Origin of the sequence: Saccharothrix sabaoui (assembly GCF_051756985.1) — a bacterium.
Taxonomy (GTDB): Bacteria; Actinomycetota; Actinomycetes; order Mycobacteriales; family Pseudonocardiaceae; genus Actinosynnema.
Genome location: NZ_JBPKJK010000001.1, coordinates 58,837 through 81,866, shown reverse-complemented (window position 1 = coordinate 81,866; position 23,030 = coordinate 58,837). Strand labels below are relative to the sequence as shown.

General features: G+C 75.4%; 22 protein-coding genes. 13 read left to right on the top strand and 9 right to left on the bottom strand.

Annotated features, from left to right (window positions below):
* Nucleotides 1–32: 32 nt before the first annotated feature.
* The 3 genes from ACR807_RS00245 to ACR807_RS00235 all read right to left on the bottom strand — a co-directional run bounded on the left by ACR807_RS00245 (nt 33) and on the right by ACR807_RS00235 (nt 3,397).
* A complete protein-coding gene (locus ACR807_RS00245) occupies nt 33–926 on the bottom strand; it encodes a phosphotransferase enzyme family protein (RefSeq protein WP_438919087.1) in 894 nt (297 codons plus the stop codon).
* Between the two features lie 9 nt (nt 927–935).
* A complete protein-coding gene (locus ACR807_RS00240) occupies nt 936–2,306 on the bottom strand; it encodes a sensor histidine kinase (RefSeq protein WP_438919086.1) in 1,371 nt (456 codons plus the stop codon).
* Between the two features lie 224 nt (nt 2,307–2,530).
* Nucleotides 2,531–3,397, bottom strand: coding sequence for an oxidoreductase (locus ACR807_RS00235; protein ID WP_438919085.1), 867 nt, complete (start codon nt 3,395–3,397; stop codon nt 2,531–2,533).
* Nucleotides 3,398–3,534: 137 nt separating this feature from the next.
* Between ACR807_RS00235 and ACR807_RS00230 the strand changes: the two genes are divergently transcribed.
* Nucleotides 3,535–4,413 carry a helix-turn-helix domain-containing protein gene (locus ACR807_RS00230; RefSeq protein WP_438919084.1) on the top strand — a complete coding sequence of 293 codons (879 nt, stop codon included), beginning with the start codon at nt 3,535–3,537 and terminating at the stop codon, nt 4,411–4,413.
* 16 nt (nt 4,414–4,429) lie between these two features.
* On the opposite strand, the gene ACR807_RS00225 is transcribed toward ACR807_RS00230, so the two are convergent.
* Entirely contained in the window at nt 4,430–5,383 is a 954-nt protein-coding gene (locus ACR807_RS00225) for an NADP-dependent oxidoreductase (RefSeq protein WP_438919192.1), read from the bottom strand.
* 141 nt (nt 5,384–5,524) lie between these two features.
* Between ACR807_RS00225 and ACR807_RS00220 the strand changes: the two genes are divergently transcribed.
* The 3 genes from ACR807_RS00220 to ACR807_RS00210 all read left to right on the top strand — a co-directional run bounded on the left by ACR807_RS00220 (nt 5,525) and on the right by ACR807_RS00210 (nt 7,856).
* On the top strand, nt 5,525–5,887 hold the full coding sequence (locus tag ACR807_RS00220) for a winged helix-turn-helix transcriptional regulator (RefSeq protein ID WP_438919083.1): 363 nt from the start codon (nt 5,525–5,527) through the stop codon (nt 5,885–5,887).
* 185 nt (nt 5,888–6,072) lie between these two features.
* The gene (locus ACR807_RS00215; RefSeq protein ID WP_438919082.1) at nt 6,073–6,915 is read left to right on the top strand and encodes an MEDS domain-containing protein; all 843 of its coding nucleotides are present in this window, start codon (nt 6,073–6,075) and stop codon (nt 6,913–6,915) included.
* Nucleotides 6,912–7,856 (top strand): anti-sigma factor RsbA family regulatory protein, encoded by a 945-nt coding sequence (locus ACR807_RS00210; protein ID WP_438919081.1) that lies wholly within the window; start codon nt 6,912–6,914, stop codon nt 7,854–7,856. The genes ACR807_RS00215 and ACR807_RS00210 overlap by 4 nt, the downstream gene beginning before the upstream one ends.
* A gap of 18 nt (nt 7,857–7,874) precedes the next feature.
* Here the strand turns inward: ACR807_RS00210 and ACR807_RS00205 are convergent, their stop codons facing one another.
* Nucleotides 7,875–8,252 (bottom strand): MerR family transcriptional regulator, encoded by a 378-nt coding sequence (locus tag ACR807_RS00205; protein WP_438919080.1) that lies wholly within the window; start codon nt 8,250–8,252, stop codon nt 7,875–7,877.
* A gap of 64 nt (nt 8,253–8,316) precedes the next feature.
* Between ACR807_RS00205 and ACR807_RS00200 the strand changes: the two genes are divergently transcribed.
* Nucleotides 8,317–9,543: an MFS transporter gene (locus ACR807_RS00200; protein WP_438919079.1), complete on the top strand. Its 1,227-nt coding sequence runs from the start codon at nt 8,317–8,319 to the stop codon at nt 9,541–9,543.
* Here ACR807_RS00200 and ACR807_RS00195 read toward each other — a convergent pair.
* Both ACR807_RS00195 and ACR807_RS00190 read right to left on the bottom strand, forming a co-directional pair.
* Nucleotides 9,530–10,792 (bottom strand): SGNH/GDSL hydrolase family protein, encoded by a 1,263-nt coding sequence (locus tag ACR807_RS00195; protein WP_438919078.1) that lies wholly within the window; start codon nt 10,790–10,792, stop codon nt 9,530–9,532. The two genes, ACR807_RS00200 and ACR807_RS00195, sit on opposite strands and share 14 nt — an antisense overlap.
* Nucleotides 10,793–10,866: 74 nt before the next feature.
* On the bottom strand, nt 10,867–11,778 hold the full coding sequence (locus tag ACR807_RS00190; RefSeq protein WP_438919077.1) for a LysR family transcriptional regulator: 912 nt from the start codon (nt 11,776–11,778) through the stop codon (nt 10,867–10,869).
* 71 nt (nt 11,779–11,849) lie between these two features.
* Between ACR807_RS00190 and ACR807_RS00185 the strand changes: the two genes are divergently transcribed.
* Nucleotides 11,850–12,566 (top strand): SDR family oxidoreductase, encoded by a 717-nt coding sequence (locus tag ACR807_RS00185; protein WP_438919076.1) that lies wholly within the window; start codon nt 11,850–11,852, stop codon nt 12,564–12,566.
* 295 nt (nt 12,567–12,861) lie between these two features.
* On the opposite strand, the gene ACR807_RS00180 is transcribed toward ACR807_RS00185, so the two are convergent.
* Nucleotides 12,862–13,515, bottom strand: a complete 654-nt coding sequence (locus ACR807_RS00180; RefSeq protein ID WP_438919075.1) for an alpha/beta fold hydrolase — start codon at nt 13,513–13,515, stop codon at nt 12,862–12,864.
* Nucleotides 13,516–14,206: 691 nt separating this feature from the next.
* Here ACR807_RS00180 and ACR807_RS00175 point away from each other — a divergent pair.
* The 6 genes from ACR807_RS00175 to ACR807_RS00150 all read left to right on the top strand — a co-directional run bounded on the left by ACR807_RS00175 (nt 14,207) and on the right by ACR807_RS00150 (nt 20,503).
* On the top strand, nt 14,207–15,163 hold the full coding sequence (locus ACR807_RS00175) for an SAM-dependent methyltransferase (protein ID WP_438919074.1): 957 nt from the start codon (nt 14,207–14,209) through the stop codon (nt 15,161–15,163).
* A 228-nt stretch (nt 15,164–15,391) separates the two neighbouring features.
* The gene (locus tag ACR807_RS00170) at nt 15,392–16,900 is read left to right on the top strand and encodes a sugar ABC transporter ATP-binding protein (protein ID WP_438919073.1); all 1,509 of its coding nucleotides are present in this window, start codon (nt 15,392–15,394) and stop codon (nt 16,898–16,900) included.
* Nucleotides 16,897–17,928 carry an ABC transporter permease gene (locus tag ACR807_RS00165; RefSeq protein WP_438919072.1) on the top strand — a complete coding sequence of 344 codons (1,032 nt, stop codon included), beginning with the start codon at nt 16,897–16,899 and terminating at the stop codon, nt 17,926–17,928. Before ACR807_RS00170 ends, ACR807_RS00165 begins: the two co-directional genes overlap by 4 nt.
* Nucleotides 17,918–18,916 (top strand): ABC transporter permease, encoded by a 999-nt coding sequence (locus tag ACR807_RS00160; protein WP_438919071.1) that lies wholly within the window; start codon nt 17,918–17,920, stop codon nt 18,914–18,916. The genes ACR807_RS00165 and ACR807_RS00160 overlap by 11 nt, the downstream gene beginning before the upstream one ends.
* Nucleotides 18,917–19,049: 133 nt before the next feature.
* Nucleotides 19,050–20,129 carry a rhamnose ABC transporter substrate-binding protein gene (rhaS, locus tag ACR807_RS00155; RefSeq protein WP_438919070.1) on the top strand — a complete coding sequence of 360 codons (1,080 nt, stop codon included), beginning with the start codon at nt 19,050–19,052 and terminating at the stop codon, nt 20,127–20,129.
* Between the two features lie 26 nt (nt 20,130–20,155).
* Nucleotides 20,156–20,503 (top strand): L-rhamnose mutarotase, encoded by a 348-nt coding sequence (locus ACR807_RS00150; protein ID WP_438919069.1) that lies wholly within the window; start codon nt 20,156–20,158, stop codon nt 20,501–20,503.
* 119 nt (nt 20,504–20,622) lie between these two features.
* Here ACR807_RS00150 and ACR807_RS00145 read toward each other — a convergent pair whose 3' ends face one another.
* Complete coding sequence (locus ACR807_RS00145; protein ID WP_438919191.1) at nt 20,623–21,633, bottom strand: LacI family DNA-binding transcriptional regulator; 1,011 nt, start codon at nt 21,631–21,633, stop codon at nt 20,623–20,625.
* Between the two features lie 212 nt (nt 21,634–21,845).
* Here ACR807_RS00145 and rhaI point away from each other — a divergent pair, with 212 nt between their 5' ends.
* Nucleotides 21,846–23,018 carry an L-rhamnose isomerase gene (gene rhaI, locus ACR807_RS00140; RefSeq protein WP_438919068.1) on the top strand — a complete coding sequence of 391 codons (1,173 nt, stop codon included), beginning with the start codon at nt 21,846–21,848 and terminating at the stop codon, nt 23,016–23,018.
* Nucleotides 23,019–23,030: the final 12 nt, after the last annotated feature.

Here is a 23,030-nt window from a genome sequence, read left to right as displayed (position 1 = left end):
CCGCCGAGCGCCGCCGTCAGCCGGTCAGCCCGTCAGCCGGTCAGCCGGTCGAGCGCCGCCCGCAGGAACGCGTCGCGGCGGCGCGCCAGCACGTCCGCCGTCAGGTCGGTGCGGCCCTGGTCGTGGATCGCGGGCAGCCAGGCCGCCACGTCGCCCGGGGTGCTCAGCGCGGCCTCCGCGTCCCACCGGGCGACCTCCGGCGCCGGTCCGCCCACCGCCGCGCACCACCCGTCGAGCACCAGGTCCGGGGCGTCCCCGCCGAGCAGCATCGCCGCGTCGCAGCGCAGGTTCCCGAGGTCGAGGCCGGGCGCGCCGACACCCGCGTACTCCCAGTCGACGACCCCCGTCACCTCGTCGCCCACCCACAGCACGTTGCCCTGCCACAGGTCGGCGTGGACGAGCACCGTCGGCCCGACCGGCGCGGGCAGCCGGTCCACCAGCGCCACGGCCTCGGCCACCAGCGACGACCCCGCCGCGTCCCGGGCGAACCCGCCGCCCACCCCGTCCAGCGGCCACCGTCGCCGCGGCAGCCCCGGCATGGGGTCCGCGACGACCTCCCGGAGGGCCGCCGCGACGGCGCCCAGCGCCCTGAGCCGGGCCGGGGACGGGGTGGGCGGCATCGCGCTGCCACCGGGCAGCGCCGTCGTGAGCAGCACCGGGAAACCGGCCTCCGCGCCGTCCACGTCGGCCGCGAGCACCCTCGGCGTCGGCAGGGCGTGCCGCTCCGCGAGCCGCAGCGCCGCGACCTCGGTGACGAGCCGCGCGCGACCGCCCGGGTCGTCGCGGCCGACCCGCAGCACGGCCCGCTCAGCCCCGTCGAGGTCGAGCGACCAGGGCGAACCTCCCTCGCGCAGCCCCCGTGCCCCCACCACCCGCGCGGCGTGGCGTTCGACCCAGCGCAGCACGCCTTCACCCGGACCGGTCATGGCGGCACGCTACCGGTGCCGCGCGCCGAGCAGCACCACCGCGTCCAGGCCGTGCGGTTCGGCGGCGCGCAGCGCCAGCGCGCCCCCCGCCGACTCGATCAGCTCCGCGCAGATCGCCAGGCCCAGGCCCGTGCCCGCCGTGTTCTGGTGGCGCGGGGCGCGCCAGAAGCGGCGCAGGGCGTCGGCCCGCTCCTGCTCGGTCAGGCCCTCGCCGTCGTCGGTGACGTGCAGCTCCACCCGCCCGTCGGCGGCGCGGCCCCAGACGCGCACGCGCGTGCCGCCGGACAGCCGGACCGCGTTGCCGACCAGCTCGTCCAGCACGCTGCCGAGCCCGCCGGGCGGTTCCAGCGCGCGCAGGCCCGGCGGCACGTCGACGTCGAGGCCCACCCCGGCCGCCGACGCCAGCGCGCGCCAGCCCGGCACGTGCGTGGCGAGCAGGCCGTCGACCTCGACCGGTTCGGCGGCCGAGGCGCTGTCCAGGCGGGTCGCGGCCAGCAGGGTGTCCAGCACGCGCCCCATCTCCTCGGCCTCGTCCACCGCGATGCGGTGCGCCTCGCGGGCCGCCTCGCCGTGCAGGTGCGGCTCCAGGTTGTCCACCGCGAGGCGCAGGCTGGCCAGCGGGTTGCGCAGCTGGTGGGAGGCGTCCGAGACGAACGCCCGCTGCCGGCGCAGCGCCCGGCCGACCACGCCGACCATGGCGTTGAAGCTCGCCGCGAGCCTGCGCAGCTCCGGCGGCCCGCCCACCTCGTCGGCGCGGGCGTCCAGCTCGCCGCCCGCGACCGCCGCGGTGGCCTCGTCCAGCTTGCGGACCGGCCGCAGCACCCACCGCGACAGCGGCCACGCCACCGCCGCCACCGCGAGCATCGGCACCAGGCCGACGAGGGCCAGCAGGCCCCACTGGCGCAGGACCGCCGCGCGCAGGCCGTCGGTGGGCGAGATCGTCACCACGGCGGCGACCACCTCGCTGTCGCGGCCCACCGGTTCGACGACGACCAGGTCCACGTCCTCCCACGGCCACACCGACCGGTCCGCCTCGCCCCGGTAGCCGCTGAACGCCGCGTCCAGCCCCGCGTCCACGGTCGGGTCGCCCAGGTCGAACGGCTCCCGCGACGCCGCCACCACCGCGCGGTCCGTGCCGATCAGGGCCGCCCGGATGCCGTAGAGCCGGTCGTAGCGGACCAGCTCGTCGCGCAGCGCCGTGAGGCGGCCCGACGCCAGGGCGTTCTCGGCGAGCGAGGCGAACCGGCTCGCGTCGCCCAGGCGGTCCAGGTGGACCTCCTGGCTCTCCCGCTGCACCAGCGCGAACGCGAGCGGCACGCCCAGCGCGGCTACCAGGGCGACCAGCAGCGGCACGATCAGGGCCAACAGGCGGCGGAGCACGGCCGTGCAACCTCCCCGCGGTGACGCGCGTCATCCCCGTCGAGGGCCGCGGTGGCCCTGACGAGGGGGAGTGGGAATGGTACGCAGGAGTGCGCTGCTGCTGGTCGCGGCACTGGGGTTGGCCCTCGCCGTGCCGGGCGCGGCGATCGCGGCGAACGCGTGCGCGCCGGTCGACTGGGGCTCGGGCGCCAAGCACGCCCCGTCCGGCAGCCCCCCCGCGCGGCTCAGCCGCCGATCGCGTCGAGTTCGGCGACCACGTCGGCGGGCAGCTCCAGCGCGCCCGCGGCGACGTTCTCGCGCAGGTGCGCCACCGACGACGTGCCGGGGATCAGCAGGACGTTCGGCGACCGCTGGAGCAGCCACGCCAGGGCGACGGCCATCGGGGTCTCGCCCAGCCGCCCCGCCACCGCGTCCAGGGCCCCGGACTGGAGGGGGCTGAACCCGCCCAGCGGGAAGTACGGGACGTAGGCGATGCCCTGGGCCGCGGTCAGCTCCACGAGGGCGTCGTCCTCGCGCCGGGCGATGTTGTACATGTTCTGCACGCACACGACGGGCGCGATCGACTGCGCCTCGGCGAGCTGGTCGGCGTCGACGGTGCTCAGGCCCAGGTGCCGGATCAACCCCTGCTCCCGCAGCTCGGCGAGCGCGCCGAACTGCTCGGCGATCGAGCCCGGCTCGGGCGTTTCGAGGCCGCCGACGCGCAGGTTCACCACGTCGAGCGCGTCGAGCCCGAGCCGCCGCAGGTTGTCGTGGACCTGCTCGCGCAGCTCGTCGGGCGTGCGGGCGGGCGGCCACCCGCCCTGCTCGTCGCGGCGGGCGCCCACCTTCGTGACGACGTGCAGGTCGTCCGGGTACGGGTGCAGCGCCTCGCGGATGATCTCGTTGGTGACGTGCGGCCCGTAGAAGTCGGCCGTGTCGATGTGCCGGATGCCCAGGTCGACCGCGGTGCGCAGCACCTCGACCGCGGCCGCGCGGTCCTTCGGCGGCCCGAACACACCGGGGCCGGCCAGCTGCATGGCGCCGTAGCCGACCCTGGTGAGGTCCAGGTCGCCGACGCGGTACGCGCCACCGGGCAGATCGTGGAGAGCCATCGTTCCCTTCCCGCTCGCCCGCGTCCGCGGCGAGCTGCGTCCACTGTGCACCCGTCCGGCCGGCGCGGTCAGCACCCCGTCGTCCCCGGGGGTGGCAGGACCAGGACCGGACCGGGCCGCCGACGTACGATGGTGGCGTGACCAGGTCGAACGCGCTGGGCGAGTACCTGCGTGCGCGGCGGGAGCTGGTGGACCCCGCGGACGCCGGGCTGCGCGTCGTCGGTGTCCGGCGGACCCCGGGGCTGCGCCGCGAGGAGGTCGCCACCCTCGCCGGCATCAGCGCCGACTACTACCTGCGCCTGGAGCAGGGCCGGGACCGCAACCCGTCGCCGCAGGTGCTGGAGGCGCTGGCCCGCGTCTTCGGGCTCGACGCGAGCGCGACGGCCTACCTGCTGGGCCTGTCCCCCGCCCGGCCCGCGCCGGCCAGGAGGCCGCGGCGCGAGGTCGTGCCCGACGGCATCCGCCAGTTGCTCCACACGATCGGGCTGCCCGCGTTCGTCGAGAGCCGCGCGTTCGAGGTGCTCGCCGCCAACCGGCTCGCGACCGCGCTGTCGCCGGGCATCCGGCCGGGGGACAACCGGCTGCGGTCGGTGTTCCTCGACGAGGCCGAGCGCGAGCTGAACCCCGACTGGGAGCAGCAGGTCGGCGGCATGGTCGCCGCGTTCCGCGCCTCGATCGGCACCGACGTGGACGACCCGCGCACCGCCCAGCTGGTCGGTGAGCTGTCGCTGGCCAGCGAGCTTTTCCGGCGGCTGTGGGCGCGGCACGACGTCAAGCCGCTCGCCGGGGGCGCGACCCGGCTGCGCCACCCCGTGCTGGGGATGCTGGAGCTGCGCCGGGAGAAGCTGCCGATCGGCGACTCCGGCGGCCAGCTGCTGGTCGTCTACCACGCCGAACCGGGCTCGGCGAGCGCCGAGGCGCTCACCCGGCTCGGCGAGATCGCCGGCGACGGCGACACCCCCGGCGGCGACACCGGCGGAGGGGACGCGCGCCGGCCGGCCTCCCACCGCCGGTAGCGGGGCGTCGGCCCGGTCAGGGGGCGACGCGCAGCACGACCTTGCCCCGCACGCGGCCGGTCTCCAGCAGCTCGTGCGCCCGCGCGGCCTGCTCCAGCGGGAACACCGCGGCCACCTCGACCTCGACGACGCCCTTGTCGATCAGCTCCGCCAGGCGGGTGAGGGCGGTGCCGTCCGGCTCGACCAGGAACGAGCGGGCCCGCACGCCCCGGTCGTGCGCCGCCCGGGCCAGCTCGGGCGACACGCCGCTGGGGACGGCGACCAGCAGCCCGCCGGGGACCAGCGTCGACAGCGACCGCGTGCTCGTGCCGTCGACCTCGTCGCCGACCAGGTCCACCACCACGTCGACGTCGCGCACGGCGGTCTCGAAGCGGGTGGTGGTGTAGTCGACGACCTCGTCCGCGCCGAGCCCGCGCAGCCAGTCGTGCTTGTCGGCGCGGGCGGTGCCCACGACGTGCGCGCCCAGGTGCTTGGCGACCTGCACGGCGAAGTGCCCCACGCCACCGGCGGCGGCGTGCACCAGCACCCGCTGACCGGCGCGGAGCCCGGCCGCGTCCACCAGGACCTGCCACGCGGTCAGCGCGGCCAGCGGCACGGCCGCCGCCGCGTCGTGGTCGAGGCTCGCGGGCTTGCGGGCGAACTGCCGGGCGGGCGCGGTGACGTACTCGGCGTAGCCGCCCGCGGCGCGCGGGAACCACGGCATCCCGTAGACCTCGTCGCCGACCTCCAGCGTGTGCACGCCGAAGCCGACCTCCTCCACCACGCCGGAGACGTCCCAGCCGACGGTGAACGGCGGCTCGCCCAGCACACCGGCCATCCCGCCGCCCGCCCTGGTCTTGTGGTCGACCGGGTTCACCCCGGCGGACACGACGCGGACCAGCACCTCCGTCGGCAGCGGCGCCGGCTTCGGCACCTCGGCCACCCGCAGGACCCCCGGACCGCCGAGGACGTCCTGGACGACGGCGCGCATGGTGCTCATCTGCTTCCTCCCACCCGGCCGGGCCCCGCGCCCGGCGACGGGCCGAACGCTACGCCGAAGGGAGTAGTAACCCGCAAGGGAGTCTACTATCCATCGGGAAGCATGCAGTTCAGAGCGACGAGGAGAGCGGTTGTGACGGCGACCTGCGCCACCGGGCAGCACGACAAGCACGACGTGTACGCCGCCCAGTGCCCCTGCCGGGACGTGCTGGACCTGCTGGCCAACAAGTGGGCGGCGCTGGCCATCGGCGCGCTGGAGGACGGGCCGCGGCGCTTCGGCGCGGTGCAGCGGCAGTTGGAGGGCGTGAGCCCCAAGGTGCTGACGAACACGCTGCGCAGGCTGGAGGAGGGCGGGTTCGTCGACCGCACGGTCTACCCGGCCGTGCCCCTGCACGTCGAGTACGCGCTGACCCCGCTGGGCCGCGGCGTCGCCCGGCCGCTGGGCGCGCTGCGCGACTGGGTCGAGGAGCACCTGCACGAGATCGGCCCCGCCTGAGGCCGGCCGGGTCCGACCGACTCGGGCTGGGCAGGGCAGGCCGGGTCGGGTCGGGCAGGTCGGGTCGGGTCGGGTCGGGCAGGCCGGGTCGGGCAGGCCGGGCGATCGTCCGCGGGCGACACCCGCTCCGGGGCCCTTCCGCAGGTGGGAGCCCCGGCGCCGGGCGGGGAGGCTACCCTGGGCGCATGCGGAGATCCGGGCTGGTGACGCGCACGCGTGGGCTGGGTGCCCACGACCACGTGTGCTGGCGCTACGACGACCCGCGCGACTTCCACGGGCACGTCCGCGAGTTCCTCGCCGAGGGCATGGCCGAGGGGCAGCGGGTCTGCTACGTCGGCACCGGCGACGTCGCCGACCTCGTCGGGCACCTGCGCGGCGTCGAGGGGGTCGACGAGGCCCTGCGCTCCGGCGCGGCCGCGGTCGCCTCGTTGGACGCCACCTACCCCGTGGACGCGGTGATCGAGCCCTCCGCGCAGGTCAGGACCTACGCCGAGGCCACCCGGGCCGCCCTGGCCGCGGGGTTCACCGGCCTGCGCGTCGCCGCCGACTGCACCTCCCTGGTGCGCACCCCCGAGCAGCTGGCGGCCTTCGCCCGCTACGAGCACCTGATCGACCGGTACATGACCGGGCACCCGTTCTCGGCGATGTGCGCCTACTCCGGCGCGGAGCTGGAGGACCGGGCGATCGCGGAACTGGCCTGCATGCACCCGAACACCAACAGCTCCTCCGCCGGTTTCCGGCTGCACGCCGCCGAGGGCGGGGTGGTCGTCCTGGGCGGCGAGGTGGACCTGTCCAACGGCGACCTGTTCACCCTCGCCCTGACGCGGGCCGCGCTGCGCCCCGACGGGGGGCGGCTCGTGGTCGACGCGAGCGAGCTGGCGTTCCTGGACCACCGCGCCCTGCTGCACCTGGCGGACCACGTCGCCGACCTGGGCGCGACCGCCGTGCTGCGCGCGCCGTGGCCCGGGATCGACACGCTCGTGGACCTGCTCGACATCACCGGCGTCCGGGTGGAGCGCGCCGCATGACGGTCACCGAGCTGCCGCCGGCGGGCGACTTCGTGCACCCTGCCCTGTTCTACGGGTCCGACGAGGAGTACCTGCGGGTGCTCGTGCCCTTCGTCACCGACGGCCTGGCGCTGGGCCACCCGGTCGCCGCGGCGGTCCCCGGCGAGCGGGTGGCGCTGCTGCGCGAGGCCCTGGCCGACGCCGCCGACGACGTGCTGCTGCTCGACATGGAGGTCGAGGGCCGCAACCCCGGCCGGATCATCCCGGGCGTGCTGCGCCGGTTCGCCGACGGCCACCCCGACGCGCACGTGCGGATCATCGGCGAGCCGATCTGGGCGGGGCGCTCCGCCGACGAGTACCCCGCCTGCGCCCAGCACGAGGCCCTCATCAACCTCGCGTTCGCCGGGCGCGACGTCAGCATCGTGTGCCCCTACGACACCACCGCGCTCGACGAGCGCGTGCTGACCGACGCGCTGGCCACCCACCCCGAGGTGTGGGAGGCGACCCGGCGGTACGGCAGCGGCCACTACGCCCCCGACGCCGTCGTCGGCCGCTACAACGAGCCCCTCGACACCCCCGCGGACGCCGCGGCGCTCGACGCGGCCACGACCGCCGACATCCGCGGCGCGCGGCGGTTCGCCACGGCGGAGGCGCAGCGCCTCGGCCTGACCGCCGAACGGGTCGCCCAGGTCGCGCTGATCGTCACCGAGCTGGTGACCAACAGCCTCCGGCACACCGGCGGCGGCTGCCGGCTGACCGTCTGGCGCGACCCCGGGCACGTCGTCTGCGCGGTTCGCGACGGCGGTCACCTCACCGACCCACTGGCGGGCCGCCGACCGGCCGGCGCCGACCGGTCCGGCGGGCGCGGCCTGCTGGTCGTCAACCACCTGGCGGACCTGGTTCGCACGTACACCACCCCGCACGGCACGACCGTGCGCGCCTACCTGCGCACGACCCCCTGACGGGACGCGACCGCCGGGTCAGGCCGGCCGGACGCGGCGCAGGGCGTCGAGGTACTCGGTGATCGCGTCGCGGTTGCGCACGAGGCTGCGGATGCGCCGGTCCATCTGGTCGCGCTCGTGCTCCAGCTGGGCGATCATCTCCGGCGTGGTCTCGGGGTCCGCGAACGAGTGGATGTCCCGGGGCGTGGTCAGGCACGGCAGGATCTGCTTGATGATGCGGGTCGGCAGGCCGGCGGCGAGCAGCTCGCGGATCTGGAGGACGCGGTCGACGTCGCCCTCGGCGTAGTCGCGGTACCCGTTGGGGTTGCGCGCGGCCTTGATGAGGCCCTGCTCCTCGTAGTAGCGCAGCAGCCGGCGGGACGTGCCCGTGCGCTCCGACAGGCACCCGATGCGCATGTGACCCACCCCATGTCGTGCCGGCTTGACCCTCACACCGGTGTGAGGGTTCGAGCATACGATCATGGCGAACCCCCGCACCGCACCACCGGGCCGCACCACCGCGGCACGGGGTGGCGAACTGCCCCTGTCGGCCCTGACCGCCCTGTCCACGGCGGCCTTCCTGGCGATCCTGACCGAGGCCCTGCCCGCCGGCGTGCTGCCGGCGCTGAGCCGCGACCTGTCCGTCGGCGAGCCGGCCGCGGGGCAGGCGCTGACGGTCTACGCGGTCGCGACCGCCCTGTCCGCGATCCCCCTGTCCGCGCTCACCGCGACGTGGCGGCGCAAGCCGCTGGTGCTGGGCGCCGTGGCCGGGTTCGCGGTCGCCAACACGGTCACCGCCCTGTCCTCCGACTACGCCCTCACCCTGGTGTTCCGCTTCGCCGCCGGGGTGGCCGCCGGGCTGGTCTGGGCGCTGCTCGTCGAGTACGCCCGCGGCATGGCACCACCGCACCTGCAGGGCCGCGCCATCGCGGTGACCATGGCGGGCGTGCCGCTCGCGCTGTCGCTGGGCATCCCCCTGGGCACGTTCCTCGGCGAGGTGTTCGGCTGGCGGCTCGCGTTCCACCTGGTGACCGCGACCGCGGTCCTGCTGCTCGGGTGGATCGCGCTCGTCGTGCCCGACCTGCCGGGGCGCGGGCGCGGGACGCGGGCGCCGTTCCGGCAGGTCCTCGCGCGCCCCGGCGTGGCGGCGGTGCTCTTCGTGGTGGCCGCGTGGGTGTTGGCGCACAACGTGCTCTACACCTACGTCGCCACGTTCCTCGCCGACCGGGGCATGGGCGACGCGGTCGACGTCGTGCTGCTGGTCTTCGGCGTCGCCTCCCTGGTCTCCATCTGGGTCACCGGCGCGGGGGTGGACCGCCGGCTGCGGCACCTGACGATCGCGAGCGCCTGCCTGGTCGCGGCGGCGGCCTCGCTCCTGGCGGTCCTCGCGGACGTGCCCGCCCTCGTGCACGTCGCGGCGGCGCTGTGGGGCCTGGGCTGGGGCGGCGTCACGACCCTGCTCCAGACCGCGGTGACCGACGCGGGCGGTGACGAGGCGCAGGCCCTGCTGGTCACGACGTGGAACGCCGCCATGGCCGCGGGCGGCGCGGTCGGCGGCGTCCTGCTCGACGCGCTCGGCCCGCGCTCGTTCCCGTGGAGCGTGCTCGCGCTGGTGCTGCCGGTGCTGCTGGTCGTCGTGCTGGGACGCGCGCACGCCTTCCCGCCGCACCGGCCGGGGACCGCCGCCGGGCCGGTCAGCGCACGCTGACCGAGCCGTCGCCGGAGCGGGCGCACGCCACCGAGCGGGTGGTCGCGGTGGCCGCCCCGGCGAGGCACCGGCCGAGCACCTCGTGACCGGACGCGTTGGGGTGCCAGGACTCCTGGCAGGTCTGGAAGTGCTGCACGCAGGTCTGGGCGATCCGCTGGACGGCGATCTTGTCGCGGCCGGCGAGGCTGGTGACGAACACCCCGCTCGGGCCGTCCTGCAACCGGATGGGCGTGGCCAGGGCGTTCGCCGGGCTGCCGGGCTGCTCGCACAGCCGCGCGCCGTCGAAGGCCCGCTGCACGTCGAGGTGCACCAGGTCGGCGCCGGGGAACTCGGCGGACAGCGCGGTGTGCGCGGACCGGACCACGGTGCCCAGCCCGGCGGAGAACACGTGCCCCGGCGCGAGGCTCGCGCGGTGCACGGGGCAGCCCGCCGCGTACCGCTCGGCGCCGAGGTCGCGGAACTTGTCCCGGGTGTCGCTGCGCCCGTCCTCCTCGTGGTACTGGGCGGCGATGTCGAGCGGGAGCGGGTTGGTGTAGTCCTGGAGGACGACCCGGTGCCGCCCGTCGGCGTCGACCTGCGCCAGGGTGGTCAGCAGCAGGCGCAGCGCCGCGGTGGTCTCGGCCGTCGCCGCCGCGATCTCGGCGTCGGTGGCCAGGTCGGACACCGCGCACGGCTCCTGCGGCACGTCGCCCGCCCAGAACTCCCACCAGCCGGTCCAGGCGTCGGCGATGAAGCGGTTGGCGCACAGCGAGGCGACGTCGCCGAAGGTGAACGCGCTGTTGTTCGAGCCGAGCCCGACCAGGACCAGGTCCACGTCGTGCGTGCTCGCGACGGCGCGGAGCTGGTCGAGCTGGGAGGCGACGGACCGGCCCTTGGCCCGGTTCGCGGAGGGGTTGGCGATGTCGTGCGGCTGCCCGCCGGAGCACGCCAGGTTGACCCTGGCCTGGATGCCGGGCAGGTCGGCGCGGTGCAGGGAGGCGTTGGCCGAGCGGTGGCAGAAGAACGCGTTGGCGTTGGGCGCGGACCAGCCGGGGAAGCCCTGCGGCACGCCGTCGACGTCGGTCACCGGCAGGTAGTCGCCCGCGCCCTCGCCGCTGACGAAGCTGTCGCCCAGCGCGACGGCCGCGGTCGGCAGGGCGGCGGCCCCGACGTCCGGGGTGGCGGGGGCGGCGGTGGCGCCCTGGGCGCCGGACCAGGCGAGCGCGACGGCCAGGACCGCCGCGGTCGCGGAGCAGCGGAGCAGGGACACCACGGCCTCCTCGATGACACCGCGCTGACGTGAAAAGATTTCGAGTCGCATGGCAGCACAGGGCGGTGCGACCGTCAAGGCGGCGCGGGGCCGTCGCCGGCCGTTCCCGCCGGGTGGACGCGCAGACCTTCGGCAACCCGTCCGGCGGCGCGGGCGAACGCGGCGGTGGCGCGGCTGCGGGACCCCTCCGGCCAGGCCACCGCGATCGTCGTGAGCGGACCGTCCGGCACCGGGACGGCGACCACGCCCTCGACCAGGTGCCGCCGCGCCGACGCGGGCAGCACGGCCGCGGTCCGGCCCAGCGCGATCAGCTGCATGAGCTGCCCGGCGTCGCGCACCACCGGCCCGCTCCCCCGCGCACCGGGGTGCCCCCCGCCGGCGGCCCCCTCCGCCCCCGCCCAGCGGGGCAGGCGCTCCCCCGCCAGGTCGGCCGGCGTGACCGCGGACCGACCGGCCAGCGGGTGGGTCGCGGGCAGCACCGCGACCGCGGGCTCCACGAGCAGCGGTTCGGTGTCGAACCCGGTGACGTCCTCGTGCGGCAGGTGCAGGATGCCGACGTCGGCCCGCCCGTCGCGCAGGATGCCCGCCGCCTCGCCGATGCCGCACACCAGCACGTCGACCGGGAGGGCGTCCGGCTCGGTCGCGTAGGCGTCCAGCAGCGGGCCGAGCAGACCTCCGTCGCCGCCCGGTTTCGTCACCAGCACCAGCTCGGGTCGCGGCTGCCCGGCCCGGGTGGCCCGCCTGCCCGCCGCCGCCACCGCGTCCAGCGCCCGGCGCGCGCCGTCCAGCAGCACCTCGCCCGCGGCGGTCAGCTCCACCCTCCGGCTGGTCCGCTCGAACAGCGCCACGCCCAGCCGGTGCTCCAGCCGCCGGATCGCGCGGGACAGCGGCGGCTGCGCGAGCCCGAGGCGGCCGGCGGCGCGGCCGAAGTGCAGTTCCTCGGCCACCGCGACGAAGTAGGCCAGCTCCCGGGTCTCCAGGTCCACACCCCCAGGGTATTGATCGAGACCGGAGTCGTCATCGCCCCGACCGGGCCGCCCGTGGTGGGGTCGGTGGCATGACCGACAACAGGATCGCGCTCGTCACCGGCGCCAACAAGGGCATCGGCTACCGGATCGCCGAGCAGCTCGCCGGGCTCGGCCTGACCGTGCTGCTCGCCGCCAGGGACCGGCGGCGGGGCGAGGAGGCCGCCGCCGCGCTCGGCGTCCACCCGATCGTCCTCGACGTGACCGTCCCCGCCACCGCCACCGCCGCGGCGGCCGAGGTGGAGCGGCGGTTCGGCCGGTTGGACGTCCTGGTCAACAACGCCGGGATCACCGGCCCGCACGGGCAGGCGCCGGGCGCGGTCGGCCTCGACGTGGTGCGGGAGGTGTTCGAGACGAACGTCTTCGGCGTCATCGCGGTCACCGACGCGATGCTGCCGCTGCTGCTGCGCTCACCGGCCGCGCGCGTCGTGAACGTCTCCAGCGGGGTGGGGTCGCTGACCGCCCTGGGCGATCCCGGGCACCCGCTGGCCGCCCTGCCGGCGGGCCTCGCCTACCCGCCGTCGAAGACCGCGCTCAACGCCGTCACCGTGCAGTACGCCAAGGCACTCGCCGACCGGGGTGTCCTGGTCAACGCCGTGGACCCCGGCTACTGCGCCACGGACCTCAACGGCCACCGCGGCTCCCGCCCGGCGTCTTTGGGCGCGGCGGTCGCCGTGCGCCTGGCGACCCTGGGCCCGGACGGCCCCACCGGCGGTTTCCACGACGAGGACGGACCGGTCGCCTGGTGAGGTGACGCCGAGCGGGTCGGCGTCACCTCGGCGGGGTCGCGTCGGCGGGGTCGCGTCGGCGGGGTCGCGTCGGCAGGGGCGCGTCAGCAGGGGCGCGTCAGCAGAGGCGCGTCAGCAGGGTCGCGTCGGTGGGGTCGCGTCGGTGGGGTCGCGTCGGTGGGGTCGCGTCGGTGGGGTCGCGTCGGTGGGGTCGCGTCGGTGGGGTCGCGTCGGTGGGGTCGCGTCGGTGGGGTCGCGTCGGTGGGGTCGGGTCGGTGGGGTCGCGGCCCGCGCGCCGGCCTGGGTCCCGCGCCGGTCACACCCCGACCGGGTCGAGGTAGCCCACGAGCCGCTCGGCCAGTTCGACCGGGTGGCTGGTGGCGACGCAGTGCGCGCCGTCGATCTCGTCCGGCTCCAGCCCGAGCCGCTCGCGCGCCACGCGGCGCTGGAAGTCCGGCGTGAAGAACCGGTCGTCCCGGCACAGCAGCACGCGCGTCGGCACGTCGGGCAGCGCGTCCAGCGGCCACGGCTCGCCGTACTCGGCGCTGACCTGCGGGCGGCCGTGGGCGAGTGCCCGTGCCGCCACGTCGGCCGGGACGCCGGTGAAGAACGTCTCGGCGTCGCTGAGCCCCTCCGGTCCGGCGAAGCCGGTGTTCGCCCACCAGTCGCCCGGCGCCTCCCCCGGCGACGGGATCATCCCGGCGAGGAACACCAGCAGCCGCGCGGGCAGCTCCGCGCACACCAGCGGCGCGGTGAAGCCGCCGTAGGAGTGGCCGACGACGACCAGGTCCCGGCGGTCGCCGATCGCGTCGACCGCGGTCCGGGTGAACTCCGCGAACCCGGCCGCCGGGTCCTCGATCGGCAGGTCGGGCGCGACCACGTCGTGCCCGCGGCGGCGCAGCTCCGGTTCGAGGAGCTCGAAGTCGTGACGGCTGCCGCCCCCACCGTGGACCAACACGAAGGTGCTCATGGGGCACAGCGTGCCAAAGGGGTCCGACAGCGGACCGGAAACGGCGGGAACGCTCGGCCCGGCCGCCGCTGGGCGGCAGCCGGACCGGGCCTCGCAGGCCCCCTCGCGGGAGGCGGGCTACAGGGGCGCGGGACCGCGCACCGGCCGGGAAAGCGGGAGCCGCCCGGATCGGTTCCCCGATGGGCGGCTCCCGTCGACACGACCTGGTGCGGGTCAGGGCGGGGAGACCGCGCAGGTTCGCGGGCACCGGCGCACGACGACCGGGTGGCAGCGCCGCGCGCCCCGCTCCCGCGTTCCCGTCATGACCGGCTCCTCGTCCCCGTTCCTTCGCACGGCGAAGTATGCGCGACGCCGGAACGGCCTCGCAATCGCATTTCCGTCCCGGGTGGACCGGTGGACGGGGCAGGTGGGGTGAGCGGGGTGGACGGGTGGTCCGGTGACGCCGTCGCGATGACCGCGCACTCCCGACGCCCTCGCTGCGCCGGGACGCACCGCGCCGCCCGTGCCGCTCCGGCACGGGCACCGCCGGTCACGCCGCCGACCGGGCGACACCGGACCACCCTCTCCCACTCCCCGCCCGCTCCCGGCCAGTCGGGAGCGGACACCCGCACGGCACGTGACCGGCCCGGCGCACCACAGGTACCGCGGGAAGATCAGTTCTAAGCGCACCGCCCACCGCGACCACCCGATCGTGTCCACCTCGCCGGCGGTGACGCGGAGCGCCCCCTGCCCCTACGCTCGCCCCCACGACCGACCGCCCGGCCACCCCACCAGGAGGGGACGGGCCCGGAAGGAGGCGGGCACCACGTCCACCCCACCCGGCGCACCGCGCGACGACCCCGACCTCACCGTGCCCTCGGCCGCCCGCGCCTACGACTACTTCCTCGGCGGCGCGCACAACTTCGCCGTCGACCGCGCGTTCGCCGAGGGGGTGCTCCGGATCGCGCCCTCGGTGCCCGCCGTCACCCGGCTCAACCGCTCCTTCCTGCGCCGCGCGGTCACGTTCTGCCTGGACCAGGGCATCCGCCAGTTCCTCGACCTCGGCTCGGGCATCCCGACCGTCGGCAACGTGCACGAGATCGCCCGGCAGGTGGACCGGCTGTCCCGCGTCGTCTACGTCGACCACGAGCCGGTGGCCTGCGTCCACGCCCGGCGGCTGCTGGCCGGCGACCCGCTCGCCACGATCGTCAAGGCCGACATCCGCGACCCCGCCGCCGTGCTCGACCACCCGGACACCCGACGGCTCCTCGACTTCACCGAGCCGATGGCGCTGCTGATGGTCGGCGTGCTGCTGTTCGTCGCCGACGAGGACCGCCCCGGCGACCTGGTCGCCACCTACCGGGAGCGGTTGGCGCCCGGCAGCCTCCTGGCCATCTCGCACATCGCCGACGAGCACGCCGCGCCGGAGCTGCGGGCCGAGGTGGCGCGCCTGGTCGACGCCTACGCGGCGGCCGACGAGTACGTCCACGTCCGCACCCGCGCGGAGGTCCTGGCGTGGTTCGGCGGCGCGGACCTGGTCGAGCCCGGCCTGGTGTTCCTGCCGGACTGGCGGCCCGACACCCCGTCGGAGCTGGACAGCCCCGCCAGGGCGCTCGGGTACGGCGGCGTGGCCCGGATCGGTCACCCGGCCGGTCGGGAGCGCCGGTAACCGGGGCGGACTCAGCGAGCGCGGCGGACGCGGCGAGCGCGGCGGACGGCTCAACGTTGAAACGTACCAGCGCGGAACCGCACCGCGGGAACACCTCCCACTACGGTGCCGCAACGATGAACTCCGCATCTCGGGGAAGTTGCCGGAGGACCGTTGACGCTCACGCGAACTGCACCTAACCTCGCGCTTCATCACCTCTTTGAAACATTTCAGCGCGGGAGGTCGCGGATGGGCCCGGAGCGGGCGGCTCCACTGCTGGAGGTGCGCGACGTCGCCAAGTCGTTCGGTGCGGTCGCGGCGGTCCGCGGCGTGTCGTTCCCGCTGTTCGGCGGTGAGGCGCACGCGCTCGTCGGGGAGAACGGGGCGGGCAAGTCGACCGTCGTGAAGGTGCTGGCCGGCGTGCACGAGCCCGACTCGGGCGCGGTCGTGCTCGACGGCGAGGAACTGCGGCTGACCGGACCCGCGTCCGCGCGGGAGGCGGGCATCGCGGTGATCTACCAGGAGCCGACGCTGTTCCCGGACCTGTCGGTGGCCGAGAACATCTTCATGGGCCGCCAGCCGCTGGGCGGGTTCGGCCGGATCGACCGGGCGGCGGTCAGGGCGGGGGCGGTGCGGCTGTTCGAGCGGCTCGGCGTGCGCCTCGACCCGGACCGCCCCGCGCGCGGCCTGTCCATCGCCGACCAGCAGCTGGTGGAGATCGCCAAGGCGCTGTCGCTGGACGCCCGGGTGCTGGTGATGGACGAGCCGACCGCCGCGCTGTCCGGGGTCGAGGCGGAGCGGCTGTTCGCCGTCGTCCGGGCGCTGTGCGCGCAGGGCGCGGCGGTGCTGTTCATCTCCCACCGGTTCGACGAGGTGTTCGCGCTGTGCGAGCGGATCACCGTGGTGCGGGACGGCGCGTGGGTGTCGACCGACCGGGTCGCCGACGTGACCGTGGACCAGGTGGTGCGGCGCATGGTCGGCCGCGACGTCTCCGCGCTGTTCCCCAAGGAGGACGTCGAGCCCGGTGACGTCGTGCTGGAGGTCGACGGGCTGACCCGGCACGGCGTGTTCGCCGACGTCTCCTTCTCCGTGCGGGCGGGCGAGATCGTCGCGCTGGCGGGCCTGGTGGGCGCCGGGCGCAGCGAGATCGTGCGCGCGGTGTTCGGGGTCGACCGCTACGACGCGGGCGAGGCGCGGGTGGACGGGAAGAAGCTGCCGGTCGGCTCCCCCGCCGCCGTGGTCGCCGCCGGTGTCGCGCTGGTCCCGGAGGACCGCCGCCAGCAGGGCCTGGTGGTGGAGATGTCGATCGAGCGCAACGCGACGCTCACCCGGCTCGGGCCGCTGGCGCGGCTGGGCCTGCTGGGCGGGCGCGCCGAACGCCGTGCCGCGCGCGAGTGGACCGAGCGGCTGCGGGTGAAGTACGGGCGGCTGTCGGACGCCGTCGGCACCCTGTCGGGCGGCAACCAGCAGAAGGTGGTGCTGGCCAAGTGGCTGGCGACCGGCCCTCGGGTGCTGATCGTCGACGAGCCGACCCGCGGCATCGACGTGGGCACGAAGGCCGAGGTGCACCGGCTGCTGTCGCGCCTGGCCGCCGACGGCGTCGCCGTCCTCATGGTGTCCTCGGAACTGCCCGAGGTGCTCGGCATGGCCGACCGGGTGCTGGTCGTGCACGAGGGGCGGATCACCGCCGAGCTGTCCCGCGCGGAGGCGACCGAGGAGTCCGTCATGTTCGCGGCGACCGGGCAGGTGGCCGCGTGAGCACCGCGCGGGGCGGGGACGTGCCGCGCGACGGGGCCGCGCGGTTCGCGCGCCGGCTGTGGGCCGTGCGCGAGGTCGGCATCGTGGTGGCCCTCGGGCTGCTGGTGCTGGTCACCACCCTGGACAACCCGGGTTTCCTGTCGCCGCAGAGCCTGCGGGACCTGCTGCTGGGCGCGGCGGTCCTGGTGGTGCTCGCGGTCGGGCAGACCGCGGTGGTCGTGTCCCGCAACATCGACCTGTCGGTGGGCGCGGTGCTGGGGCTGTCCGCGTTCGCCACCGGCACGCTGCTCAGCTCCGCGCCCGGCACGCCGATCGTGCTCGTCGTGCTGGTGGGGCTCGGGCTCGGCGCGCTGTGCGGCGTGGTCAACGGCGTGCTGGTGGCCGCCGCGCGGGTGCCCGCGCTGGTGATCACGCTGGGCACCCTCTACGTCTTCCGCGGCGTGGCCCACTCGTGGGCCGGGGGCCGGCAGGTCAACGCCTCCGACATGCCCCGCGACTTCCTGCGCCTGGGCACGTCGACCGTGCTCGGCGTGCCGGTGCTGGCGCTCGTCGCGCTGGTCGTGGTGGTCGTCGTCGGGTACTACCTGCGCTCCTACCGCGGCGGGCGGGAGCTGTACGCGATCGGCTCCGAACCGGCCGCCGCCCGGCTGTCCGGCATCCCGGTGGGCCGGCGGGTGTTCGGCGCGTTCGTCGCCTGCGGCGCGCTGGCCGGGCTCGCCGGGGTGCTGTACGCGGCGCGCTTCGGCACCCTCGACGCCACCGTGGGCACCGGCATCGAGCTCCAGGTCGTCGCCGCGGCCGTGGTCGGCGGGGTGGCGATCTTCGGCGGCAGCGGGAGCGTCTACGGGGCGGCGCTCGGCGCGCTGCTGCTCACCACCATCGGCAGCTCGCTCGCGGTGCTGCGGATCAACCCGTTCTGGCAGCAGGCGGTGGTCGGCGCGCTGATCCTGGCCGCCATCGGCATCGACCGGTTGCTCGCGCTGCGCGCGGCGAACCGCCTGCGGGGGAGGTCTTCCCATGGCGCCTGACACCGGGCGGCGGGACGTGCTGCGCTCCGCCCTGGCCCGCTGGGACGTGCTGCTGCTCGTGGTGCTGGCCCTCGTCGCGGTGGTGGCCGGGCTGCTGGTGGACGGCTTCGCCAGTGGCCGGAACCTCCAGTTCCTGCTGCTCGACGTGGTCGCCGTCGCGCTGATCGCCCTGCCGCTGACGCTCATCGTCGTCACCGGCGAGATCGACCTGTCGGTGGCCAGCACGCTCGGCCTGTGCAGCGCCGTGATGGGGCGGCTGTGGGTGGCGGGCCTGTCGCTGGAGGTCGTCGTCGTGCTCACCGTGCTGCTGGGCGCGGTGCTCGGCGCGGTGAACGCCGTGTTCGTCACCCGGTTCGCGCTGCCCTCGCTCGCGGTCACGATCGGCACGCTCGCCGCCTACCGCGGCCTGGCGTTCGTCGTGCTGGGCGACCAGGCGGTGGCGGACTTCCCGTTCAGCTGGACCGGCGCGGCGAGCAGCACGGTCGGCGGCGGCGCCGTGCCGTGGGCGGTGGTGGTGGCGCTGGTGCTCGCGGTCGTGTTCGGCGTCGTGCTGCACGCGACCCCGTTCGGCCGGTCGCTGTACGCGATGGGCAACAACGCCGAGGCGGCCTCGTTCGCGGGCATCCGGGTGGCCAGGGCGAAGTTCCTGCTGTTCGTCGTGTCCGGCGCGGTGTCCGGCCTCGCGGGTGTCTACTGGACGCTGCGGTTCGCCAGCGCGCGGGCGGACAACGCCGCCGGCCTGGAGCTGGCGGTGGTGGCCGCCGTGCTGCTCGGCGGCGTCTCGATCTTCGGCGGGCGCGGCACCCTGCTCGGGGTGCTGGCCGGGGTGCTGCTGCTCGGCGCCGTCCGCAACGCCCTCCAGCTCGCCGACGTCGCCGCCGACACGCTCAACGTGGTCACCGGCGGCCTGCTGATCGCCTCGGTCGTGGTGCCCAACGCGGTCGGCCTCGGCCGCGCCCGGTGGCGGCGACGACGGCGCACGGCCTGACCCGGCCCTGCCCTGCACCACCTCCGCCCTGCACCACCTCTGCTCAGCGCCACCTCTGCTCAGCACCACCTCTCTCCGCACCACCTCTCTCTCCGCACCGACGACGAAGTCACCTGCCGAGAAAGGACAGCCGATGTCACAGCCCAAGCGCACCCCGCGCCTCGGCATGATCGCGACCGCGCTGGCGGTCGTGCTGGTCACCGCCGCGTGCGGCGGCACGACCCGGGGCTCCGAGGAGGACGCCCCCGCGGGCAACCGGGCCACCGGGCAGGCCGACCCGGACGCGCCGCTGACCGAGGGCCTGGACGTGGCGTTCCTGCCCAAGCAGGTGAACAACCCGTACTTCACCGTCTCCGACGGGGGCGGCAAGTCGGCCGTCGAGGAGTTCAAGGGCTCCTACAAGGAGGTCGGCCCCTCCGAGGCGAGCGCCTCGTCCCAGGTCAGCTACATCAACACGCTGACGCAGCAGGGCACGGACGTCATCGTGACCTCCGCGAACGACCCGAACGCGATCTGCGGCGCGCTCAACGGCGCGCGCCAGGCGGGGGCCAAGGTCGTCACGTTCGACTCCGACACCAAGCCCGAGTGCCGCGACGTGTTCGTCAACCAGGTGACCGGCGAGGGCATCGCCAAGACCCAGGTCGAGCTGATCTCGGAGCAGATCGGCGGCGAGGGCAAGATCGCGATCCTGTCGGCCACGCCGAACGCGACCAACCAGAACGCCTGGATCGAGCTGATGCGCGCGGAGCTGGGCAAGCCCGAGCACAGCGGGATCGAGCTGGTCACCGTCGCCTACGGCAACGACGAGGACCAGAAGTCGTTCCAGGAGACGCAGGGCCTGCTGCGGTCCTACCCGGACCTGAAGGGCATCGTCTCCCCCACCACGGTCGGCGTCGCCGCGGCGGCCCGCTACCTGTCCGGCTCGGAGTACCGGGGCAAGGTCGCGCTGACCGGGCTCGGCACGCCGAACCAGATGCGCGAGTTCGTCAAGGACGGCACGGTGCGGTCCTTCGCGCTGTGGAAGCCCGCCGACCTGGGCTACCTGGCCGCCTACGCGGGCGCGGCGCTCGCGTCCGGGCAGATCACCGGCAAGGAGGGCGAGAAGTTCAAGGCGGGCAGGCTCGGCGAGTACACCGTGGGGGCGGACGGCGTGGTCGTGCTCGGCCCGCCGACCGTGTTCGACGCGGCCAACATCGACGAGTTCCGGTTCTGAGCGGGCGGGGGACGTCGGTGCACCGCGTGTGCTTCACGCTCCGGGTGGACCCGGAGCGGCTGGACGAGTACCGGGCCCGGCACGCCGAGGTGTGGCCGGAGATGCTGGCCGCGCTGCGGGACGCCGGGTGGCGCTCCTACACGCTGCACCTGGCCGACGACGGCCTGCTGGTGGGCGTGCTGGAGACCGACGACTTCGCGGCGGCGCGGGCTGCGATGGAGGCCACCGACGTGAACCGGCGGTGGCAGGCGGAGATGGCGGGGTTCTTCCCGGACCTCGCGGACGGCCGCGCGGACCGCGGGGTGCGGGTGCTGGACGAGGTGTTCGACCTGGACGCGCAGCTCGCCCGGCACGGCGGGGCGACGACGTCGTGACGACGCGGCCGGTCGGCGTGCCGAGGTGCGCCGACCGGCCGCGGTCGACCGGCCGCGGGCCGGGCGATGGCGAGCCGGGTGGTCGCGGATCGACCGGGAGAGGACCGATCGCCGGCGGGTCAGCCGATGGCGCTCGCCGGGCGGGTGCGGGTGGACTCGCGCATGACCAGCTCCGGTTCGAACACCCGCCGCTGGTGGACGTGCCCGCCCGGGTTGCGCGCCTCGTCCAGCAGCAGTTCGGCCGCCGTGCGCCCGAGGAGCTGCCGGGGCTGGGCCACCGAGGTCAGCGGCACCGCCGCCGCGGCGGCGAACTCGATGTCGTCGTAGCCCACGATGGCCAGGTCGTCGGGCACCCGCAGGCCGAGCCGCACGGCCTGCTGGAGCAGCCCGAGCGCGAGCATGTCGTTGGCGCAGAAGGCCGCCGTGGGACGCCGCGCGGTGGGCAGCCCGGCCAGGCGCTGACCGGCGCGCCTGCCCTCGGCCACGTCCAGCCGGTCCGTCTCCAGCACGGTGAGCGGTTCCGCGCCCGCGCGGGCGAGGGCCTGCTCGGCGCCCGCCACCCGGTCGGCGACCTGGCCGATGGAGCGCGGGCCGCCGACGAAGGCGATCCGGCGGTGGCCGGTGTCGAGCAGGTGGGAGACGGCGAGGTCGCCGCCGAGCACGTCGTCGACCGACACCGAGCACCGGTCGGGCCCCGCGCCCCGGTCGACGAGCACGACGGGCGTGCCCCGCGCCGCCAGCGCCGCGATGCGCGGGTCGTCCTCCTGGACGGGGGTGATCAGGATGCCCTCCACCCGCTGCTGCTCCAGCAGGTCCAGGTAGTGCACCTGGCGGTCGCGGTCCTCGCCGCCGTCGCACAGGAACAGCGCGAGCCCGGCCTCGTCGGCCACCCGCTGCGCGCCCGCGGCCACGTCGGTGAAGAACGGGTTGCGGGTGTCCAGCACGACGTAGGCGAGGGTGCGGCTGGTGCCGCCGCGCAGCTGCCGGGCGGACTCGTTGCGCACGAACCCCAGTTCGGCGATCGCGTCCAGCACCCGCCTGCGGGTCCGGTCGGACACCATCTCGGGGCGGTTGAGGACGTTCGACACCGTGCCCAGCGCGACCCCGGCGCGCGCGGCGACGTCCTTCATGCTCGGTGCCGACACCGCGTTCCCTGCCCCTCCGGACGACGTGGGTGCGGGCTGAAACGTCCAGGCACCCGGTGGTCACAGGAGCCTAGCAGGCGAAACGCACCGCGCTCGGCCACACGGGGATCTTCGGGTGACACTGTTGTGAAACGTTCCAAAAACAGCTACCGTCCGGGTGGCCGGAACCCCACCGCGGTCGAGAGGAACGACGTGTGATGTCCCCACAGGAGGTCCCACCGGAGGCCCTGTCCGGCCTCGACGGGTTCACGATCGAGGTGCCCAGCTGGGCGTACGGGAACTCCGGCACCCGCTTCAAGGTGTTCACCACGCCGGGCACGCCGCGCGACCCGTTCGAGAAGATCGCCGACGCCGCGCGGGTGCACGCGCTGACCGGCCTGGCGCCGCGGGTGTCGCTGCACGTCCCGTGGGACCGGGTCGAGGACTTCGACCGGCTGCGCGCGCACGCCGAGGGCCTGGGCGTGCGGATCGGCGGCATCAACTCGAACCTGTTCCAGGACGACGACTACAAGCTCGGCTCGCTGACCCACGTCGACCCCCGCGTGCGGGCCAAGGCGGTCGCGCACCACCTCGACTGCGTCGACGTGATGCGCGCGACCGGCTCGACCGACCTCAAGCTGTGGCTGCCCGACGGCACGAACTACGCGGGCCAGGACTCGTTGCGCGGCAGGCAGGACCGCCTGGCCGAGTCGCTGCGCGAGATCTACGCGGCGCTCGACCCCGAGCACCGGCTGCTGGTGGAGTACAAGTTCTTCGAGCCGTACTTCTACTCGATGGACATCCCCGACTGGGGGACCGCGCTGCTGCACTGCCAGGCGCTGGGCGAACGGGCGCAGGTCGTGCTGGACACCGGGCACCACGCGCCGGGCACCAACATCGAGTTCATCGTGATGCAGCTGCTGCGGGCCGGGCGGCTGGGCGCGTTCGACTTCAACTCCCGCTACTACGCCGACGACGACCTGGTCGTGGGCTCGGCCGACCCGTTCCAGCTGTTCCGGATCATGGTCGAGATCGTCGCGCAGGGCGCGCACCGCCCGGAGTCGGGCGTCAACTTCATGCTCGACCAGTGCCACAACATCGAGGACAAGATCGCGGGCCAGGTCCGGTCCGTCCTCAACGTGGAGCAGGCGCTGGCCAAGGCACTGCTGGTGGACGCGGAGGCGCTGGCCGCGGCGCAGGGGGCGGGCGACGTGATCGGCGCGCACGACGTGCTGATGGACGCCTTCGACACCGACGTGCGCGGCGCGCTCGCCGACCGCCGCGAGGCCAGGGGCCTCCCCCGCGACCCGATGGCCGCCTACCGCGCCTCCGGCTACGCCGCGGAGATCGCCGCCGAACGCGTCGGCGGCACCCAGGCCGGCTGGTCCTGACCACCTCCCCCT